This window comes from Paraeggerthella sp. LCP19S3_G8, from assembly GCF_052119225.1.
GTDB lineage: Bacteria > Actinomycetota > Coriobacteriia > Coriobacteriales > Eggerthellaceae > Paraeggerthella > Paraeggerthella hominis.
This window is the reverse complement of sequence record NZ_JBQKFQ010000004.1, coordinates 241340-256624: the sequence shown is the minus strand read 5'-3', so window position 1 is coordinate 256624 and position 15285 is coordinate 241340. Positions and strand designations below refer to the sequence as shown.

Annotated in this window: 19 protein-coding genes and 2 tRNA genes; 15 read left to right on the top strand and 6 right to left on the bottom strand. The window is 60.5% G+C overall.

The features are described 5' to 3' along the window. Positions 1–3: 3 nt before the first annotated feature. Entirely contained in the window at positions 4–915 is a 912-nt protein-coding gene (locus ACTQZK_RS06620; protein ID WP_216529501.1) for a helix-turn-helix transcriptional regulator, read from the bottom strand. Positions 916–1047: 132 nt separating this feature from the next. On the opposite strand from ACTQZK_RS06620, the gene ACTQZK_RS06615 reads away from it, so the two are divergent. The 11 genes from ACTQZK_RS06615 (at position 1048) to ACTQZK_RS06565 (ending at position 10128) form a co-directional block, all read left to right on the top strand. Further along, entirely contained in the window at positions 1048–2127 is a 1080-nt protein-coding gene (locus ACTQZK_RS06615; RefSeq protein ID WP_441899000.1) for an AbrB family transcriptional regulator, read from the top strand. A gap of 294 nt (positions 2128–2421) precedes the next feature. After that, on the top strand, positions 2422–3423 hold the full coding sequence (gene gap, locus ACTQZK_RS06610; protein ID WP_123191556.1) for a type I glyceraldehyde-3-phosphate dehydrogenase: 1002 nt from the start codon (positions 2422–2424) through the stop codon (positions 3421–3423). Positions 3424–3646: 223 nt separating this feature from the next. Further along, positions 3647–3844, top strand: coding sequence for a hypothetical protein (locus ACTQZK_RS06605; RefSeq protein WP_441898997.1), 198 nt, complete (start codon positions 3647–3649; stop codon positions 3842–3844). A 28-nt stretch (positions 3845–3872) separates the two neighbouring features. Beyond that, entirely contained in the window at positions 3873–5057 is a 1185-nt protein-coding gene (locus ACTQZK_RS06600; RefSeq protein ID WP_441898995.1) for a phosphoglycerate kinase, read from the top strand. 45 nt (positions 5058–5102) lie between these two features. After that, entirely contained in the window at positions 5103–5879 is a 777-nt protein-coding gene (gene tpiA, locus ACTQZK_RS06595) for a triose-phosphate isomerase (protein WP_216529505.1), read from the top strand. Then, positions 5876–7420, top strand: a complete 1545-nt coding sequence (gpmI, locus tag ACTQZK_RS06590) for a 2,3-bisphosphoglycerate-independent phosphoglycerate mutase (protein WP_441898993.1) — start codon at positions 5876–5878, stop codon at positions 7418–7420. Before tpiA ends, gpmI begins: the two co-directional genes overlap by 4 nt. 157 nt (positions 7421–7577) lie before the next feature. After that, on the top strand, positions 7578–7835 hold the full coding sequence (secG, locus tag ACTQZK_RS06585) for a preprotein translocase subunit SecG (protein WP_114566910.1): 258 nt from the start codon (positions 7578–7580) through the stop codon (positions 7833–7835). A gap of 282 nt (positions 7836–8117) precedes the next feature. Beyond that, positions 8118–8204: transfer RNA gene (locus ACTQZK_RS06580), tRNA-Leu, on the top strand. A gap of 73 nt (positions 8205–8277) precedes the next feature. Beyond that, the gene (locus tag ACTQZK_RS06575) at positions 8278–9183 is read left to right on the top strand and encodes a cation diffusion facilitator family transporter (protein WP_441898991.1); all 906 of its coding nucleotides are present in this window, start codon (positions 8278–8280) and stop codon (positions 9181–9183) included. Next, positions 9180–9893 (top strand): HAD family hydrolase, encoded by a 714-nt coding sequence (locus ACTQZK_RS06570; protein WP_216529508.1) that lies wholly within the window; start codon positions 9180–9182, stop codon positions 9891–9893. The genes ACTQZK_RS06575 and ACTQZK_RS06570 overlap by 4 nt, the downstream gene beginning before the upstream one ends. Before the next feature lie 160 nt (positions 9894–10053). Beyond that, a tRNA-Val gene (locus ACTQZK_RS06565) sits at positions 10054–10128 on the top strand. An 87-nt stretch (positions 10129–10215) separates the two neighbouring features. On the opposite strand, the gene ACTQZK_RS06560 is transcribed toward ACTQZK_RS06565, so the two are convergent. The 4 genes from ACTQZK_RS06560 to ACTQZK_RS06545 form a co-directional block, all read right to left on the bottom strand. Beyond that, the gene (locus ACTQZK_RS06560) at positions 10216–11403 is read right to left on the bottom strand and encodes a tyrosine-type recombinase/integrase (protein ID WP_441898989.1); all 1188 of its coding nucleotides are present in this window, start codon (positions 11401–11403) and stop codon (positions 10216–10218) included. Positions 11404–11495: 92 nt separating this feature from the next. Continuing rightward, complete coding sequence (locus ACTQZK_RS06555; protein ID WP_441898987.1) at positions 11496–12206, bottom strand: hypothetical protein; 711 nt, start codon at positions 12204–12206, stop codon at positions 11496–11498. After that, on the bottom strand, positions 12207–13022 hold the full coding sequence (locus tag ACTQZK_RS06550; protein WP_441898985.1) for a hypothetical protein: 816 nt from the start codon (positions 13020–13022) through the stop codon (positions 12207–12209). Between the two features lie 15 nt (positions 13023–13037). Then, the gene (locus ACTQZK_RS06545) at positions 13038–13406 is read right to left on the bottom strand and encodes a helix-turn-helix domain-containing protein (RefSeq protein ID WP_441898983.1); all 369 of its coding nucleotides are present in this window, start codon (positions 13404–13406) and stop codon (positions 13038–13040) included. A gap of 185 nt (positions 13407–13591) precedes the next feature. Between ACTQZK_RS06545 and ACTQZK_RS06540 the strand changes: the two genes are divergently transcribed. The 3 genes from ACTQZK_RS06540 to ACTQZK_RS06530 all read left to right on the top strand — a co-directional run bounded on the left by ACTQZK_RS06540 (position 13592) and on the right by ACTQZK_RS06530 (position 14359). Next, positions 13592–13795 (top strand): hypothetical protein, encoded by a 204-nt coding sequence (locus ACTQZK_RS06540; RefSeq protein WP_441898981.1) that lies wholly within the window; start codon positions 13592–13594, stop codon positions 13793–13795. An 18-nt stretch (positions 13796–13813) separates the two neighbouring features. After that, positions 13814–14035 carry a helix-turn-helix domain-containing protein gene (locus tag ACTQZK_RS06535; protein WP_441898979.1) on the top strand — a complete coding sequence of 74 codons (222 nt, stop codon included), beginning with the start codon at positions 13814–13816 and terminating at the stop codon, positions 14033–14035. Positions 14036–14122: 87 nt separating this feature from the next. Continuing rightward, complete coding sequence (locus tag ACTQZK_RS06530) at positions 14123–14359, top strand: hypothetical protein (protein WP_441898978.1); 237 nt, start codon at positions 14123–14125, stop codon at positions 14357–14359. Here ACTQZK_RS06530 and ACTQZK_RS06525 read toward each other — a convergent pair. Then, a complete protein-coding gene (locus ACTQZK_RS06525; protein ID WP_441898976.1) occupies positions 14308–14769 on the bottom strand; it encodes a hypothetical protein in 462 nt (153 codons plus the stop codon). The genes ACTQZK_RS06530 and ACTQZK_RS06525 overlap by 52 nt on opposite strands. A 236-nt stretch (positions 14770–15005) precedes the next feature. Here ACTQZK_RS06525 and ACTQZK_RS06520 point away from each other — a divergent pair, with 236 nt between their 5' ends. Continuing rightward, complete coding sequence (locus ACTQZK_RS06520) at positions 15006–15281, top strand: helix-turn-helix domain-containing protein (RefSeq protein WP_441898974.1); 276 nt, start codon at positions 15006–15008, stop codon at positions 15279–15281. The last annotated feature ends 4 nt before the right edge of the window (positions 15282–15285 follow it).

Below are 15285 nucleotides of genomic sequence, written 5' to 3'. Positions count from 1 at the left end.
TCGTCAGCCGATCGACATGATGCGCCCCATGTCCGAGGTGTCGTATCCGCCCAGGCTTGCGAACTCTTCGCGAAGCAGTCCCGACTCCAGGATGCCCATCATCGTCTGCACGGCGCGCGCGTCGAAGTTCTCCTGTTTGACCACAAGGTCGTATCGTTCTTTCTGCAGGGGCACGAAATCGATGCCTTCCACCTGCTTCGCCACCTTTTCGCTCCCGATCGCCACGTCCCCGCGTCCTCGAGCCACCATGCTCGCAACGGCGATGTGGGACTGGGTTTCTATCTCGTAGCCTTGAATGGAGGAAGGCTGCGCGCCCAGCAGTCTGACGTGCTCGTCTAGCAGCACCCGGGAGCCCGAGCCTTTCTCTCGATTGACGATCTTCACTCCCGGAGCGAGCAGGTCTTCCCAGGTGGTCAAGTTCTTAGGGTTTCCCTTCGCCACGTAAAAGCCCTGCATGCGGTAGGTGAGGTTCACGATGACGGTCGGGGTGCCGGGGAGAAGCTTCTTGACGTAGGAGACGTTGTACTCGTCGGCGTCTCCGTCCCAGAGATGCGCGGAGGCAACCTGCACTTTGTCTTTGTAGAGGTCGGTCAAGGCGTCGTAGCTCCCGATGTAGGAGCGCAGCGATTCGACTCCCGTCTGGGCGATGTAGTTGGAGAGAACGTCCAAGATGATGTCTTGCCCGCATATGACGAATTGCCGCTTTCGCTCGTTCGGGTCGTTTCGGTGCTCGAAGCGGTTCGGGTTCTTGGATCTTGCGATATAGCTCTGCACGTCCGCGTAAGTGAAGCGCAGCTTCCTGCCGACCTTGTACGAGCTGAGCTCTCCCCGGTCTTTGAGCGCGTAGACGGTGTTGCGACCTACTTGCAGTATGTCGGCCACTTCGTCCACGGTTAACGCCTCGTCGTTTCTCATAAAACCTCGATTCTACGAATTGGGACGAAACGGCATGAACAGTGGTTAAGAAAGCGTATTCGTTTCGATTCGTTTGATTGCCGGTATGTCGATGATTATACTCCTGCGAGAATCGATGAAAAGGACGTGCGCATGGATACTTCGACGATAGCGCCGCTGCTCGCCACGTTGTCGGTCGGCGTCGCGTGTGGATTGCTGTTCAAGAGGCTCAAAGTGCCTGCTGGGTATATGATCGGCGCTTTCGCGGGCGTTGCCGTGTTGAGCGTTGCGACGGGATTCACCTGGCTGCCTGCTGAAACGCGAACCGCGGTTCAGATCATCGCCGGTGCGTTCGTGGGCTGCTCCATGGAGCGGAGCGACCTTGTGCGTTTGAGGCGATTCGCGAAGCCGGTCGCGCTGATGCTCCTTGCGTTTCTCATTTTGAACCTTGTTCTTGGATTCGTCATCTGGGCGGTGTCTCCGCTCGATTTGGTGACCTCCCTTATGTGCGCCGTGCCGGGCGGTATCAACGACACTCCGATTGTCGCGGCGGACATGGGGGCCGACGCTCCTGCGGTTACCGTGATGCAGTTGATCAGGCAGGTGCTCGGCATCGGGGCGTTTCCGGTGATGATTGCGTTGTTCGACGGGTACCGCACGGCACATGGGCACCCTGATGCGCGCGGCGCCGAAACTGCTCCCGGCGAGAACCGCATGAAGTCGAATCAGAAGTCTCCAGCATCGACTGTAGCAGCTTTGGCTGTTGCCGCGCTGGCGGGGGTCCTTGGGAGGATGACGGGCGTTGCGGGGCTTACCTTCACCGCGGCGATCGTTGCCGTGCTTATCCTGAAGCTCGTGTTCGATTTTGCTTTCATCCCTAAATGGGTTAAGAAGGTTTGCCAGCTTGTTGCCGGGTGCTACCTTGGAACGTTGCTCACTGCTGAGGGGCTGACGGGCTTGGCCGATTTGGTGCTTCCCGCAGTCGTTCTGGTGGCGGGTTACACGTTCAACTGCTTTGTTACGGGAAAGCTTGAAAGCAAGCTGTTCGGGTACGGCAGAAAGGAAGGGATGCTCATAGCGTCTCCCGCCGGGGCATCCGACATGGCTCTTATAATCGATGACCTGAACGTCAAGAACACCGACGTGGTTGTCATGCAGGTGATGCGAGCAGTTTTCGTCATGGCGTTCTTTCCTCAGATCGTCAACCTTATCTGCTATTTCACGGGGAGTTGACCCTCGATGGGGGACTGGTTGCCGTCGGCTGGCGCAGGCGGTGGGTTTGCGCTTCGGCACGTGATGCTATCGTGACGGGAATCGCGACGATAAATGAAGGCACACGCCTGGATTTTCTGGTGCCTCGATGCGGCAAGAGCCGGTTTATCTCTTCAAAAGCGCCGCTTACCACCGTGTTTGTCGGATCGCACGGATGATGCAAGACGAGTGCGGGTAGAATGGCGAGTGCTTGTGTTGTATTATCGGTTCGTGCCGTAAACGAGAAACTGAGTATCTTTATGAAAGGGGATACGCATGGCAATCAAAGTAGGCATTAACGGATTCGGCCGCATCGGCCGCCTGGCGTTCCGCGCGATGGCGAACGATCCCGAGATCGAGGTCGTGGCGGTTAACGACCTTGGCGATATTCCGACGATGGCCCACCTGCTCAAGTACGATTCCATCCACGGTCGCGCCTTCGACGCCGTCGAGGTTACCGAGGACGGCTTCGTGGCCGACGGCCATGCGGTCAAGGTGCTCTCGGAGCGCGAGCCCGCCAACCTGCCTTGGGGCGAGCTGGGCGTCGACGTGGTCGTCGAGTCCACGGGCTTCTTCACGGACGGCACGAAGGCCAAGGCGCACCTTGACGCCGGCGCCAAGAAGGTCGTCATCTCCGCGCCCGCCAAGAACGAGGACATCACCATCGTCATGGGCGTGAACGACGATCAGTACAACAAGGACGAGCATCACATCATCTCCAACGCTTCGTGCACCACGAACTGCCTGGCCCCCTTCGCGAAGGTGCTGCTGGACACGTTCGGCATCAAGCGCGGCTACATGAACACGATCCATTCCTACACCAACGACCAGAAGATCCTCGACCTTCCCCACAAGGATCTGCGCCGCGCTCGCGCCGCAGCCGTGTCGATGATCCCCACCACCACGGGCGCTGCCCGCGCGGTTTCGCTCGTGCTGCCCGAGCTCAAGGGCAAGCTGGACGGCTTCGCTACGCGCGTTCCCACGCCGGACGGATCGATGGTCGACCTGACGGTCGAGCTTGAGCGCGACGCCACCATCGAGGAGATCAACGCGGCCATGAAGGCTGCCGCCGAAGGCCCGATGAAGGGCGTGCTGGAGTACACCGAGGACCCCATCGTGTCCATCGACATCGTGGGCAACCCGCACTCCTCCATCTTCGACAGCAAGCTGACCATGGTGATGGGCGGCGAAGGCAACTTCGTCAAGTGCATCAGCTGGTACGACAACGAGTGGGGCTACTCCAACCGCGTCAAGGACCTGGTGAAGATCCTGCTGTAGAGAAATGCTCGTTCCGTCGGCCTGACGGCCGGCGGAACCGCTCGACGCTGCGGGGCGCTGGGGCACCCGATCTTCGCACGATGCCGCGGGCTCGCGTACCCAAGTACGCTTCGCCCGCGTCCTCCCGCGAATCTCGGGCACCGCAGCGCCCCTCGCTGTTTTACTGCGCCAACCTGTCCGGTTGTTTTCGCGCTTCACGCGAATCGAGGAAAAGGAGCACGCTATGAGGGTACTGGGAATGGGCACTCCGGAGCTGCTGCTGCTGACGGTTCCGTTCCTGCTTGCGGCAGGAGTTGCCATCTTCGCGATCGTCATGGCGGTGCGGCTTGTGAGGGCTGCCGAGCGAACGGCGGCGGCGACCGAGGCAATCGCCAGCGAAATGGCGCGCCGGAACGCGACGCCGGGCAACGGAAATCAATAGGTATCATTAGTCTGTGGAAGAGGGTTGTATGGCTGACATCAAGACCATCGACGAGCTGGACGCGGCGGGGAAGCGCGCGCTCGTGCGCGTCGATTTCAACGTGCCGGTGAAAGACGGCGTCGTTACCGACGACACGCGCATCCGCGCGGCGCTGCCCACGATCGAGAAGCTTGTCGCGCAAGGCGCGCGCGTCGTTCTCATGAGCCATCTGGGCCGTCCGTCGGGCGAGGGCTTCGAAGAGTCGTTCACGCTGCGCCCGGCCGCCCAGAAGCTTTCCGAGCTCATGGGCAAGCCCGTGGTGTTCGCCACCGATACCGTAGGCGCGGACGCGCAGGCCAAGGCGGCCTCCCTGCGCGACGGCGACGTGCTGGTGGTGGAGAATCTGCGCTTCGACAAGCGCGAGAAGAAGAATGACCCCGCATTCTGCGAAGAGCTGGCAAAGCTCGGCGACGTGTACGTGAACGACGCGTTCGGCACCGCGCATCGCGCGCACGCTTCCACGGCGGGCGTCGCGGCGCTGCTCCCCGCGTACGCGGGCTACCTCATGCAGCGCGAGGTGGCCACGCTCACCGGCATGCTCGAGGAGCCGAAGCGCCCGTTCGTGGCCATCCTGGGCGGCTCGAAGGTGTCCGACAAGATCAAGGTTATCGACGCGCTCATGGACAAGTGCGACACGCTCGTCATCGGCGGCGGCATGTGCTTCACGTTCCTGTTGGCGCAGGGCAAGCAGGTGGGTTCGTCGCTCAAGGAAGAGGATTGGATCGAGCGCGCGGCGGCCATGATCGCCAAAGCGGACGAGCGCGGCGTGAAGCTGCTGCTTCCCGTTGACGTGGTGTGTGCCGACCGCTTCGCCGAAGATGCCGAAACGCTCACGGTTTCGGTGGACGATATTCCCGATGCTATGATGGGCCTCGATATCGGACCTGAAACCGCGAAGCTGTACGCCCAGGCCGTGGCCGAGGCGGGCACCGTGTTCTGGAACGGCCCCATGGGCGTGTTCGAGATGGCGGCGTTCGAGGCCGGCACGAAGGCCGTGGCGCAGGCGGTGGCCGACAATGCGGAAGCCGACACCGTCATCGGCGGCGGCGACAGCGTTTCCGCGGTCAACAAGTTCGATCTGGCGGCGCAGATGACCTTCATCTCCACCGGCGGCGGCGCGTCCATGGAGCTTGTCCAGGGCGAGAAGCTCCCCGGCGTCGAGGCATTGCGCTAGCTGGCCGCATCCATCGCGTTTCCTCTATCTGAAAGGATGGTACGTATGAAGCGAACCCCTCTTATGGCGGGCAACTGGAAGATGAACAACACGATCGGCGAGGCCGTCGTGCTCACGCAGGAGATTTCCAACCAGTACGACAAGGGCATCTGGGGCGAGGACGTCGACATCCTCATCTGCCCGCCCTTCATCGACCTCAAGCCGGCGAAGACGGTTCTCGATTTCGACAAGGCGAAGGTTGCCGTGGGCGCCCAGAACGTGTATTGGGAGCCCAAGGGCGCCTATACCGGCGAGATCTCGGTGCCGATGATCAAGGAGATCGGCTGCGCGTGCTCCATCGTGGGCCACTCCGAGCGTCGCGAGCTGTTCGGCGAATCGAACGAGGACGTCAACCGGAAGGTCAAGGCTCTCGTCGAAGCCGGGCTGTACGCCATCGTGTGCGTGGGCGAGTCGCTTGCCGTGCGCGACGAGGGGGCGACGGAGGAGTACGTTTGCGCCCAGGTGCGCGCTGCGTTCGCGGGCGTTGACGCGCGCGATGCCGCAACGTGCGTCGTGGCGTACGAGCCCATCTGGGCCATCGGCACGGGCCGCACGGCTACGCCCGAACAGGCGCAGGCCGTATGCGCGGCCATCCGTTCGACGCTCGCCGACCTGTACGGCGAGGACGTCGCGCAGCAGATGCGCGTGCTGTACGGCGGCTCCATGAACGTCGGGAACGTGGACGATCTGCTGGCCCAGCCCGACATCGACGGCGGCCTGGTGGGCGGTGCCAGCTTGGAGGCGTCGTCGTTCGTCCAGCTGATCAAGGCGTGCCTGCGATGAGGCCCGCCAACACGACCTTGCCGGCTTGCCTTATCATCATGGACGGGTTCGGCTTGGCCGAGCCCGGTCCCGGCAACGCCATTTCGCTGGCGAGCACGCCGTGTTTGGACGACGTGTTCGCGCATCGTCCTTGGACGAAGCTCGAAGCGTCGGGCGAGGCCGTGGGCTTGCCCGACGGCCAGATGGGCAACTCCGAAGTGGGGCACCTCAACATAGGCGCCGGCCGCGTGGTGTTCCAGGAGCTTACGCGCATCAACCGCGCGTGCGCGGACGGGTCGCTGGCGGCCAATCCGGTGCTCAACGACGCGTTCGCTGCGGCGTCGGCGCCGGGCGCGGCCCTGCACCTCATGGGCCTGCTGTCCGACGGCGGCGTCCATTCCTCCAACGAGCACCTGTACGCCCTTATGCGCGCGGCCAAGACGGCGGGCGTTGGAAACGTTGTCGTGCATTGCTTCATGGACGGGCGCGACGTGCCGCCCAAGAGCGGTTCGGGCTTCGTGGAGCAGCTGGAAGCAGTGGCGGCGGAGCTTTCCGACGATGCGTGCGATGTGCGGATCGGCAGCATTTCCGGGCGCTATTTCGCGATGGACCGCGACAACCGATGGGAGCGCGTCGAGCGTGCGTGGCGCGCCATCGTGGAGGCCGAACCTTGCGTCGATCGCACGCCGGCCCAGGTCATGGCCGACTCTTACGCCGCCGACGTCACCGATGAGTTCGTGGAGCCCGTGGCGCTTTCGGATCGCGGCGTGTGCGACGGCGATGCGGTGGTGTTCTTCAACTTCCGTCCCGACCGCGCGCGCGAGCTGACTCGGTCCCTGGTGGATGCTTCGTTCGACGGCTTCGAGCGCAGCCGGGTTCCGCAGGTTTCGTTCGTCTGCCTGACCGAGTACGACCCCGAGATCGCCGCTCCCGTGGCGTACGCGAAGGAGTTTCCCGAAGACGTGCTGGCGGACGTGCTGGCAGCCGCCGACCTTCGTCAGTACCATATCGCCGAAACCGAGAAGTACGCGCACGTGACGTTCTTCCTCAACGGCGGCCGCGAAGAGCCGAAGGCGGGGGAGGAGCGCGCGCTCATTCCCAGCCCCAAGGTGGCCACGTACGACCTGAAGCCCGAAATGAGCGAGCCCGGCGTGGCGTCCACGCTGGCTGCCGCCATCGATGCCGGCGAGGCCGACGTGTACATCGTGAACTTCGCCAACCCGGACATGGTGGGGCATACGGGCGTCATCCCCGCCGCCGTAGCCGCCGTGGAAGCGGTGGACGCGGGCGTGGGACAGGTGCTCGCCGCCGTCGAGCGGGCGGGCGGCATCGCCCTGATCACGGCCGATCATGGAAACGCCGACAAGATGCTCGCTGAAGACGGAAGCCCGTTCACGGCCCATACCACGGCGCTCGTGCCGCTGGCGTTCGTGGACTTCGCGGGAACCGGGCGCACGCTCGACGGTTCCCTGGGCGCGCTCTGCGACATCGCGCCCACGCTGCTGGAGCTGATCGGGCTGCCAGCCCCTGAAGCCATGACGGGAAGAAGCCTGCTGGCGTAGCTTCGCGATAGCGGGAGCCGACGTGGACGGGCGCAGGTCGGCCGGGTCGGCTCCCGCATCGGTGGCGAAACGCGCTGCTGCTTGCCCTTGGCGGCGCGTTTCGCTATACTAGGCAACTTGCATACCGTTTGATTCCGAACGAAAGAAGAGACGAACCTTGAACCCGCTTCTCATCATCGTGATCGCCCTGCTCGTTCTGTCGGGCATCGGCCTCATCATTTTCATCTTGCTGCATTCCGGCAAGGGCACGGGCATCTCCGACATGATCGCCAGCTCCGTGTACTCCACGCAGACCGGCACGAGCATCGTCGAGAAGAACCTCGACCGCATTACCATCGTCTTGGCGGCGGTGTTCCTGCTGTCGCTTATCGTGCTCATGATCATCTACCCGCACGGCACGATCGCGGGGAGGTAGCACGCTGCGCCGGCCGTGGTCGGCGTGCGTGGTTTCAGCGGGAACGAAGCAGTATGAACGGGCGCCGTAATAGGCGCCTTTTCGCGTTGCAGGCGCTCTTCGGGGATCGATTGCGCAATGCGGGCCTTCGCGCCGTGCGAGGCGGACGTCCGCGGCGCCTGTGCGTCGGGGGATCCGCCTTCTTTTTCGGCCGTTGCGGCAAGGGGTGAAAATTCGTCAAAATTTCCCCTTCACAACGCGAAGAGGTTCGGGTAGAATAACCACCGTTGCTTTTCGCAACAAGTCGGAGTGGTGGAACGGCAGACACGCTAGCTTGAGGTGCTAGTGCCCGTATAGGGTGTGCGGGTTCAAATCCCGCCTCCGACACCAGTAAAGCTAGAAGGAGAGTCCGAGTGGCTCTCCTTTTTTGCATTTGCGCGCATCCTTTGAAAGGGGACGAACCATGGCCCGATCATTGACGACGAAAAGCCCCGTGTCCGATCGCATGAGCTCCATCAGGCGCGTTCTGTGGGGCATCCTGTTCTTGAACCTTGCCGTAGCCGCGGCGAAGTATCTGTACGGAACGTACAGCGGGTCGGCCTCCATGCAGGCTGACGGCATCCATTCGGTATTCGACTCGGCGGGCAACGTGGTGGGCCTGGTGGGCATCGCCCTTGCCGCGCGCCCGGCCGACGAGGGGCATCCCTACGGTCATGCCAAGTTCGAAACGTACGCCAGCTTGGTGATCGGCGTTCTGCTCTTGCTCGCGGCGTTCGAGGTAGGAAGCTCTGCGGTGGGGAAGCTGGCCACGCAAACGTACACCGCCGAGGTGGGCCCGCTGTCTTTCGCGGTCATGATCGGCACGTTGGCCGTGAACCTGGGCGTGACCGTGTACGAGCGCAAGCAGGGAAAGCTGCTGAAAAGCGAGATCCTGGCCGCCGATGCGAGCCACACCTTGTCCGACGCGCTGGTTTCCATCGGGGTCATCATCGGGTTGGCCCTGGTTTCCCTGGGCTTTCCCATGGCCGATCCCATCATGGCGCTCATCGTGACCGTGGCCATCCTGGCAACCGCGTACGACGTGTTCAAACATGCGCTGGCAACCTTGTCGGACCATGCGCGCATTCCGGAAGAGGACGTGCGCAAGGCCGCTTTGGCGGTTTCCGGGGTGCAGGACGCCCACCGCGTGCGCACGCGCGGCACGGAGGGAGAGATCTACGTGGACCTGCACGTGCTTGTTGCGCCCGAGATGACCGTTGCGGCCGCGCACGACCTAGCCGACGAGGTGGAGCGGGCTGTGCGCCGACGGTTCGATAACGTGGTGGACGTGCTCGTGCATGTGGAGCCCGACGACGGGCATAGCGAATGAGCGGGGGATTCTCGGCCGTGAGGGCCGTGTTCTTCGACGTGGGAAGCACGCTTTTGTACCCGAGCCCTTCGGTTGCGGAGGCGTTTGCGCGGGTGGCTCAGGAGCGCGGCCACGCTTTGACCGTGCGGGACGTAGAGCCTCACATGCCGGCAATGGATGCCTACTACGAGGCCGAATACCTGCGCGACGGCGATTTCTGGTGCTCCCATGAGGGCTCGGTTGCCATCTGGATGGACCAGTATCGTTACGTGTGCCACTTGACGGGCATTTCCCATGATTCCGAGGGCATGGCGCAGTCGGTGCACGAAGCGTATCGCAAGGGGGATCATTGGGCGCTGTATCCCGACGTCATGGACTGCTTGAGGGCGCTCAAGAAGCGGGGGCTGGCGCTGGCGGTGGTATCGAACTGGGATGCGGGCTTGGAGGGGCTTCTGCGGGATCTGAGGCTGCTTCCGTACTTCGATGCCGTGGTGTCTTCGGCGGTGGTGGGGTATCGCAAGCCCGATCCGGTCATATTCGATCTTGCGTGCGAGCAGCTGGGCGTGTGCGCGGACGCGGTGGTGCACGTGGGCGATCGTCCCGATGCGGACGGCGACGGTGCGTGCGCGGCCGGTATTCGCCCGATCATCATCGACCGGCACGATACCGAGAGCGAAAGCGGTTACGAACGTGTCAGAATGCTGACCGACATTGACAAATTACTAGACTGAACAGGCTGAACGTGCGGCCCAATTCGAATGTTCGATCGAGTGCGAAGCCAGGTGCGAAAAAAGTTCGAAACTTTTTTGAAAAAGTTCTTTGACATGTCGGCGAGTTCTGGTAGACTATTTGCTCGCTGGCATGGAAGAGATTCCAACGCCGAGTTTTCATGGGCGATTAGCTCAGGGGGAGAGCACTACCTTGACACGGTAGGGGTCACAAGTTCAAATCTTGTATCGCCCACCATGAAACATCAGGTCAGAAGCTTATAAAGCTTCTGACCTTTTTCTTTTCCAGACCCAATGTACAAATCATGTACAAATAATTCCAGCGTCACCAATCGACGCCCGATACGGCGTCGCGCTTATCCTCCATCTCGACGTGCACGTAAATGTCCATCGTCGTGGAGTATTTCGCGTGCCCGGCTAGTTCTTGGAGTACTTTGGGATCGACTTTTCGGCGTGCCAGCTCGCTGATGTACGAATGTCTCATCTCGTGGAGGGTCCAGCCTTCGAGGCCGTAATCGGACCGGTTGCGCTCCCACCATCTGGTGATCGAGTGGGGCAGGATCCGCTCGCCGAGGTCGTTCGACACGACGGGCGTTTCAGGCGCGATCGACGGGAGGCCGCATGGTCCGCTTCCCAGGGAGCGCCGAGCCTCGGCGAATGCCCTCTCCTGGGCTGCACGGCGGGTTCTGAGCGTGTTCACGGCCCCGTCCGAGAGAGGGAGCTTGCGCTCGCCCTTTGCCGTCTTAGGTGCCTTGAGGTTGCGGTGCTCGTCGTAGCTGTGGCGCACGTAGAGAACGCGCCCGTCGAGATCGACGTCGCCCCACGAAAGGGCGCACGCCTCGCCTCTGCGCAAGCCGGTCTGGACGCACAGCAGCACGGCTGCGGCAGGCGCGCTCCCGGCGTCGAGAGCTGCGGAGAGACCCTTCATGCGGTCGAGGGGAAGCCGCCTCTTCTCCGGCGTGCTCGGCTTGGGGAGCCTTGCCCCGTCGCAGGGGTTTCCGGAGAGCAGGCCGTCCGAAACGGCGTCGTCGAGCATGCTGCGCAGCGTGGAGTGGACGCCCAGGACGTAGGATCCGGACAGGCTGCGCCCGGAAGGGCTTTCTCCGTCCATGAGCTTTGAATATATTCGCTCGACGACCTTCGGCGCAAGCTCATGGAGCCTCGCCTTGCCGATGTGCATGACGACGCACTTGAGGTGGGCCTCGTTCTTGTCGACGGTCCCGTCCGAGAACCCGTCGTCTGCGCGCCTGAACGCGATCCAGGAAGCGGCGTACTGCTCGACGGTTGCCCCCGACGGCCTTTTCGCTTCGTCCGACTCGATCTCGGATATGAAGTCTCGCAGAGCTTGCTGGGCCTGCGTGAAGGTTCCTGCGAACGAGCGGAGGAACGTCCTGTACTTGCCAGTCGAGAGGTCGCGCCCGGCGCTGACGCGGAGCTGCCATCTCCTGCATTTCGAGCGCGGCTTGTCCTTGTCGAGCTGGACGATCGATCCTGATCCTTTGACCTTTCGCATGGTACAATGCACCTGCCTTCCGTTTATTCGGTTGGTACTGCATAAGCCTCGCGCTAGGGTGGCAGCCCTTCGATGCGCGGGGCTTTGTTGCTCTATTCGATACCCTCGTCTTCTTCGAATATCCCTTCCCATGCTTTCGCCAGGTCTGCGAGCACGTCCTCGTTCCGGAGGAGGTACGTCCGCGCGTTCGTAGTTATCGACCAAGTATCTTTTTGCAGAGAGTTGCGGGCTTTGGTTACCCGGTAAACCATCTTCTTCCCGTTCAAGACGAGCAGAGTCTCCTGGGGCATATAGAGCACCGGAATATAATCGGGTGTCGGGAACACTTCCCGGATTTCAAAGGCATAGTGAAGCATGGCTTTCTGTTGCTCTGTGAGGTGCAGGTAGGAATCGTGCTTCGCCCTCGCCGCCTCTTCGCTCTCACGTTGCTTCGCAAGGGCTTCGTCGGCTTTTCGCTCGAATTCCTTCCACTCCTCGTGCTTCTGGCGCATTCGCTCCAGCTTCAGCTCATTATCGGCCTTAATGCGAGCGAGAGCGACCTCGCTCTTTTCCTTGTCGGACGCCCTCTCCTTCTCCAGATCATCGGCAAGGCGGATGTCGCGCTCGTTGCGGAAACCTCGCTGCTTCCACCCGTTCGCGAACGCGACGATGAAGAGGACGGTTCCCGCCATGAGCAGCACCAGGGGGTTGGAGGTGTCGACAAAATAAGGAAGGCCGATAGCAGCGACCACCGTCACGATGACCGAAAGCCCGCCGAACGCCGCCCATCCGGCACCGCCGAGGCTCTTCACGAAGTCCTTCATCTACGCTCCCGTCGCGGTTTGTATAGATTGCGCAACGAATGGCATGACGGTAGGAACTGCTTCTATCGCTTTGTCGAACAGCCAGTTTCCGACTGCCTTAGCCGCCTTCTTGACCTTCTCTTTCCCCTCTCCCTTGCTTTCCTCGAGCTCGTTCAGCAGCTTGGCAAGCTCCATTTTCTCGTCAGACGTCATTACTGAGTCTGGAAGAGCCCACATTTGTGACATCGCGACGTTGAGATCGACTGCGACGGAAACCGACTGGTGGTTGCTTTGCGCCACTGTGACTGTCGCAGGAGGGGTTCCGCCGTTGGCCGAGCGCACGATCTCGTCTCGATATTCCATGAGTTTGCCGCGAATCTTTGGCAAATCTGACTTCTTGTAAGCAACCACATACCCGTATCCGTCAACTCTTCCGATTCCGTTGTCGAAGCCGTCGATCTTTTCAAAATAGATCGAAGAGATCTCGAATCCAAGCTCATTGGCTGCTTCGTCGGTCGTATCGCTGTCTTCGATCAGATGCTCGCATTTTTTGATATAGCCGCTAACAACCGAGCATCCAAACTTCTCATCGAATTCTCGCTGCTGCTCGTCGCGTAGCGCAAGAAGCTTTCCCCTGAGTTGTTTGATGTCCTCTTTGGTGTGATCGTTCGACGATCCGTCTCCCGTAATCCTCGCGCCACGGTAGTGTCTTATGTTCGGGATCGTGTTGTGAAATGCGCTGATTATTTCTCGAGCCAAAGCGTTTCTCTCGTTTTGAGGAAAACCGTCCGATGTGGCTTCGTCGCATTTTGCTATGTATTCATCCAGCAGGCTCATTTTGTCCGCCTTCTCTTACGCTACCCCGGAAATCTTATCATCGCGAATGCCTTCATTTTTTGCATTCTTCGCAAGTTGGAAGTCGAGTTGTTCTTTTATTGCTGAGCGACCGTCGCGGTTCAGTTGCGAGAACCCGTCTGCGAGACGCTGGGTTTCGGCATCTTCGTATCGAATAGCCTTCTTCTCAGTACGCCCTGCAAGGTAGTCTAGGGAAACGTCGAGAGCGTCAGCGATTTTTACAGCGGTTGATAGCTTGGGACTCGCATCTGGGTTTTTTATATAAGGAACAAGATTAGAAGACTTAAGTCCGGTAAGCCTACATAAATCGGCACGTGTCATATCTCGATCTTCGAGAATATCCAAAAGCCTTTGTCCAAAATTCATCTGAATCACCTCACAAAGATAGTAACAATTTTTACTATATATATCAATAAACTTATTGACAAAGTCAAAACTTTGACTTACCGTGTTTCACGAAGTAATAATTTTGACCATAAATAAATTCGTTGACTTCGTTGTGGTGGTAGCTATGCCGTTTTTCCTTCAACGGATGCGAGGGGAGTGATCGAATGCCAGAACCACACCATCACAAGATAGGCCCGGATGCAATACCGGAAGGCTTTGTGCCCGTTTGGTTTTCCTTCTACGTGTTCGCCCAGCGCGTCGCGTGGGGGATGGCCACGAAGGAAGAGATCAAAGCGATGGAGATGGTATACGGGATCGCCAACGCGTTCAGCGATTGGGACGTGTGCGTCAACGACGTGATGCAGTGAGAGAGGGAGGGTGATCTTTTGTACTACGAAGCACTTGACGAAGCCGTGACTCTGTACTTGAAGCGCGCAAGCATGACGCAGGATGCGCTGGCAGAGCGGATGGGCATGGCTCCGAATACGTTCAGCTGGAAGCGACGCGGCATAAGGGAATTTTCGCTATCGGAAGCTTCCAGGCTCGCCGATATCGTAGGCATCTCGCTCGACGAGGCAACCGGGCGCGACGAGCGCAAGGCAGGATAGGGAATAGTCAGACACCAAGCATTGTTCGATCAGGCACCTTGAAAACCGAATATCCGAAAGCGCGGCCGCCGGAAGGTTAGGTGGCGTATGGAATGTAAAGCAAAGCGCGGATACGAGGTCGTTGCGTTCGTCACCGGCGTGGACATGACGTCCATCTTCGTGAAAAAGACCCGCTCCGTTATCGAGAGGCTAAGCGCAATGTCGGTCATCGTCAAATGCACGACGGACAACGGAAACGAGATCGAGTTCCCATGCTCGCGCTACGACGCTCCTCAGCTCGGGTCCAAAGTCAGGCTGTCGGTCTCTTGGGACGAGATCGACTGACTCCCCGTCCGCTCCCAGCTTGACACATGGCTCGTCAAAACGGACGAGAAAACGCCGGAAACGATCGACATCGCCGCAGCGAGAACGACGAGGAAGATGCGGAACCGCCTCTCTTGTCGCAGTTCGGCGCGAGCTTCGGCCTCCCGCTTCTCCTTGTCCGCGAAATAGCAGCGACCGAGGCTCGTGAGGTCCCCGATCTCGGTGCTGTTCCCAATCTCGGCGAATCGTACGTATCCCAGTTCCCCGAGGTCTTTGATGGTGCTCAGCTCGCAGTTCGCGTCTCTGTCGGAGATGTCGCGATCTGCAAGATCGAAAACGTAATCGGCGACGTCTCCGCCGTCCTCCCTTATCTCCACGAGGATGCGAAGAACCCTCTCCTCCTCGCTTGAGAGCGTCGTGTCTATTCGCATGATCGTCCTCTCCCTTGGTCTGTATTGGCAATTCTATCAGGCTGGCCGCGCTTTCGGATATTCGGTTTTCAAGCCTGCCGTAGCATGGCTTCGGTCCAGGAAGGGAGGTTGGCGGGGTAGCGTCGCCAAGCACCTTGAAAACCTAGGGCACCGCCCAATACCCGCTCCCAACAGGGAGAAGCGGGGAACACCGGTGCTATCGACAGCATTGGACACGATCACGGGAGGTGGCCGTCATGACGAACTGCGACTTGCCGCGCTGGATGACTCCGCGGCAATACGCCGAATGCATGCAGCTCAACGTCGTCCACGTGAGGCGCATGTGCGAAGCGGGGAGGATCCCGGCCTGCAAGGCCACGGGCCGCTGGCGCATCGACCGCGACAAGGCCCTCGGCATCGAAGGCGGGGAGGCAACGGAGAAGATGGACGTTTCCGAGTTGCTTCGCGACGTGAAGAAATGGCTCGCCGACGGCGAGCTGCTCGTAAAGAGGATGGAGGTCGAGATTGGATAGCAAA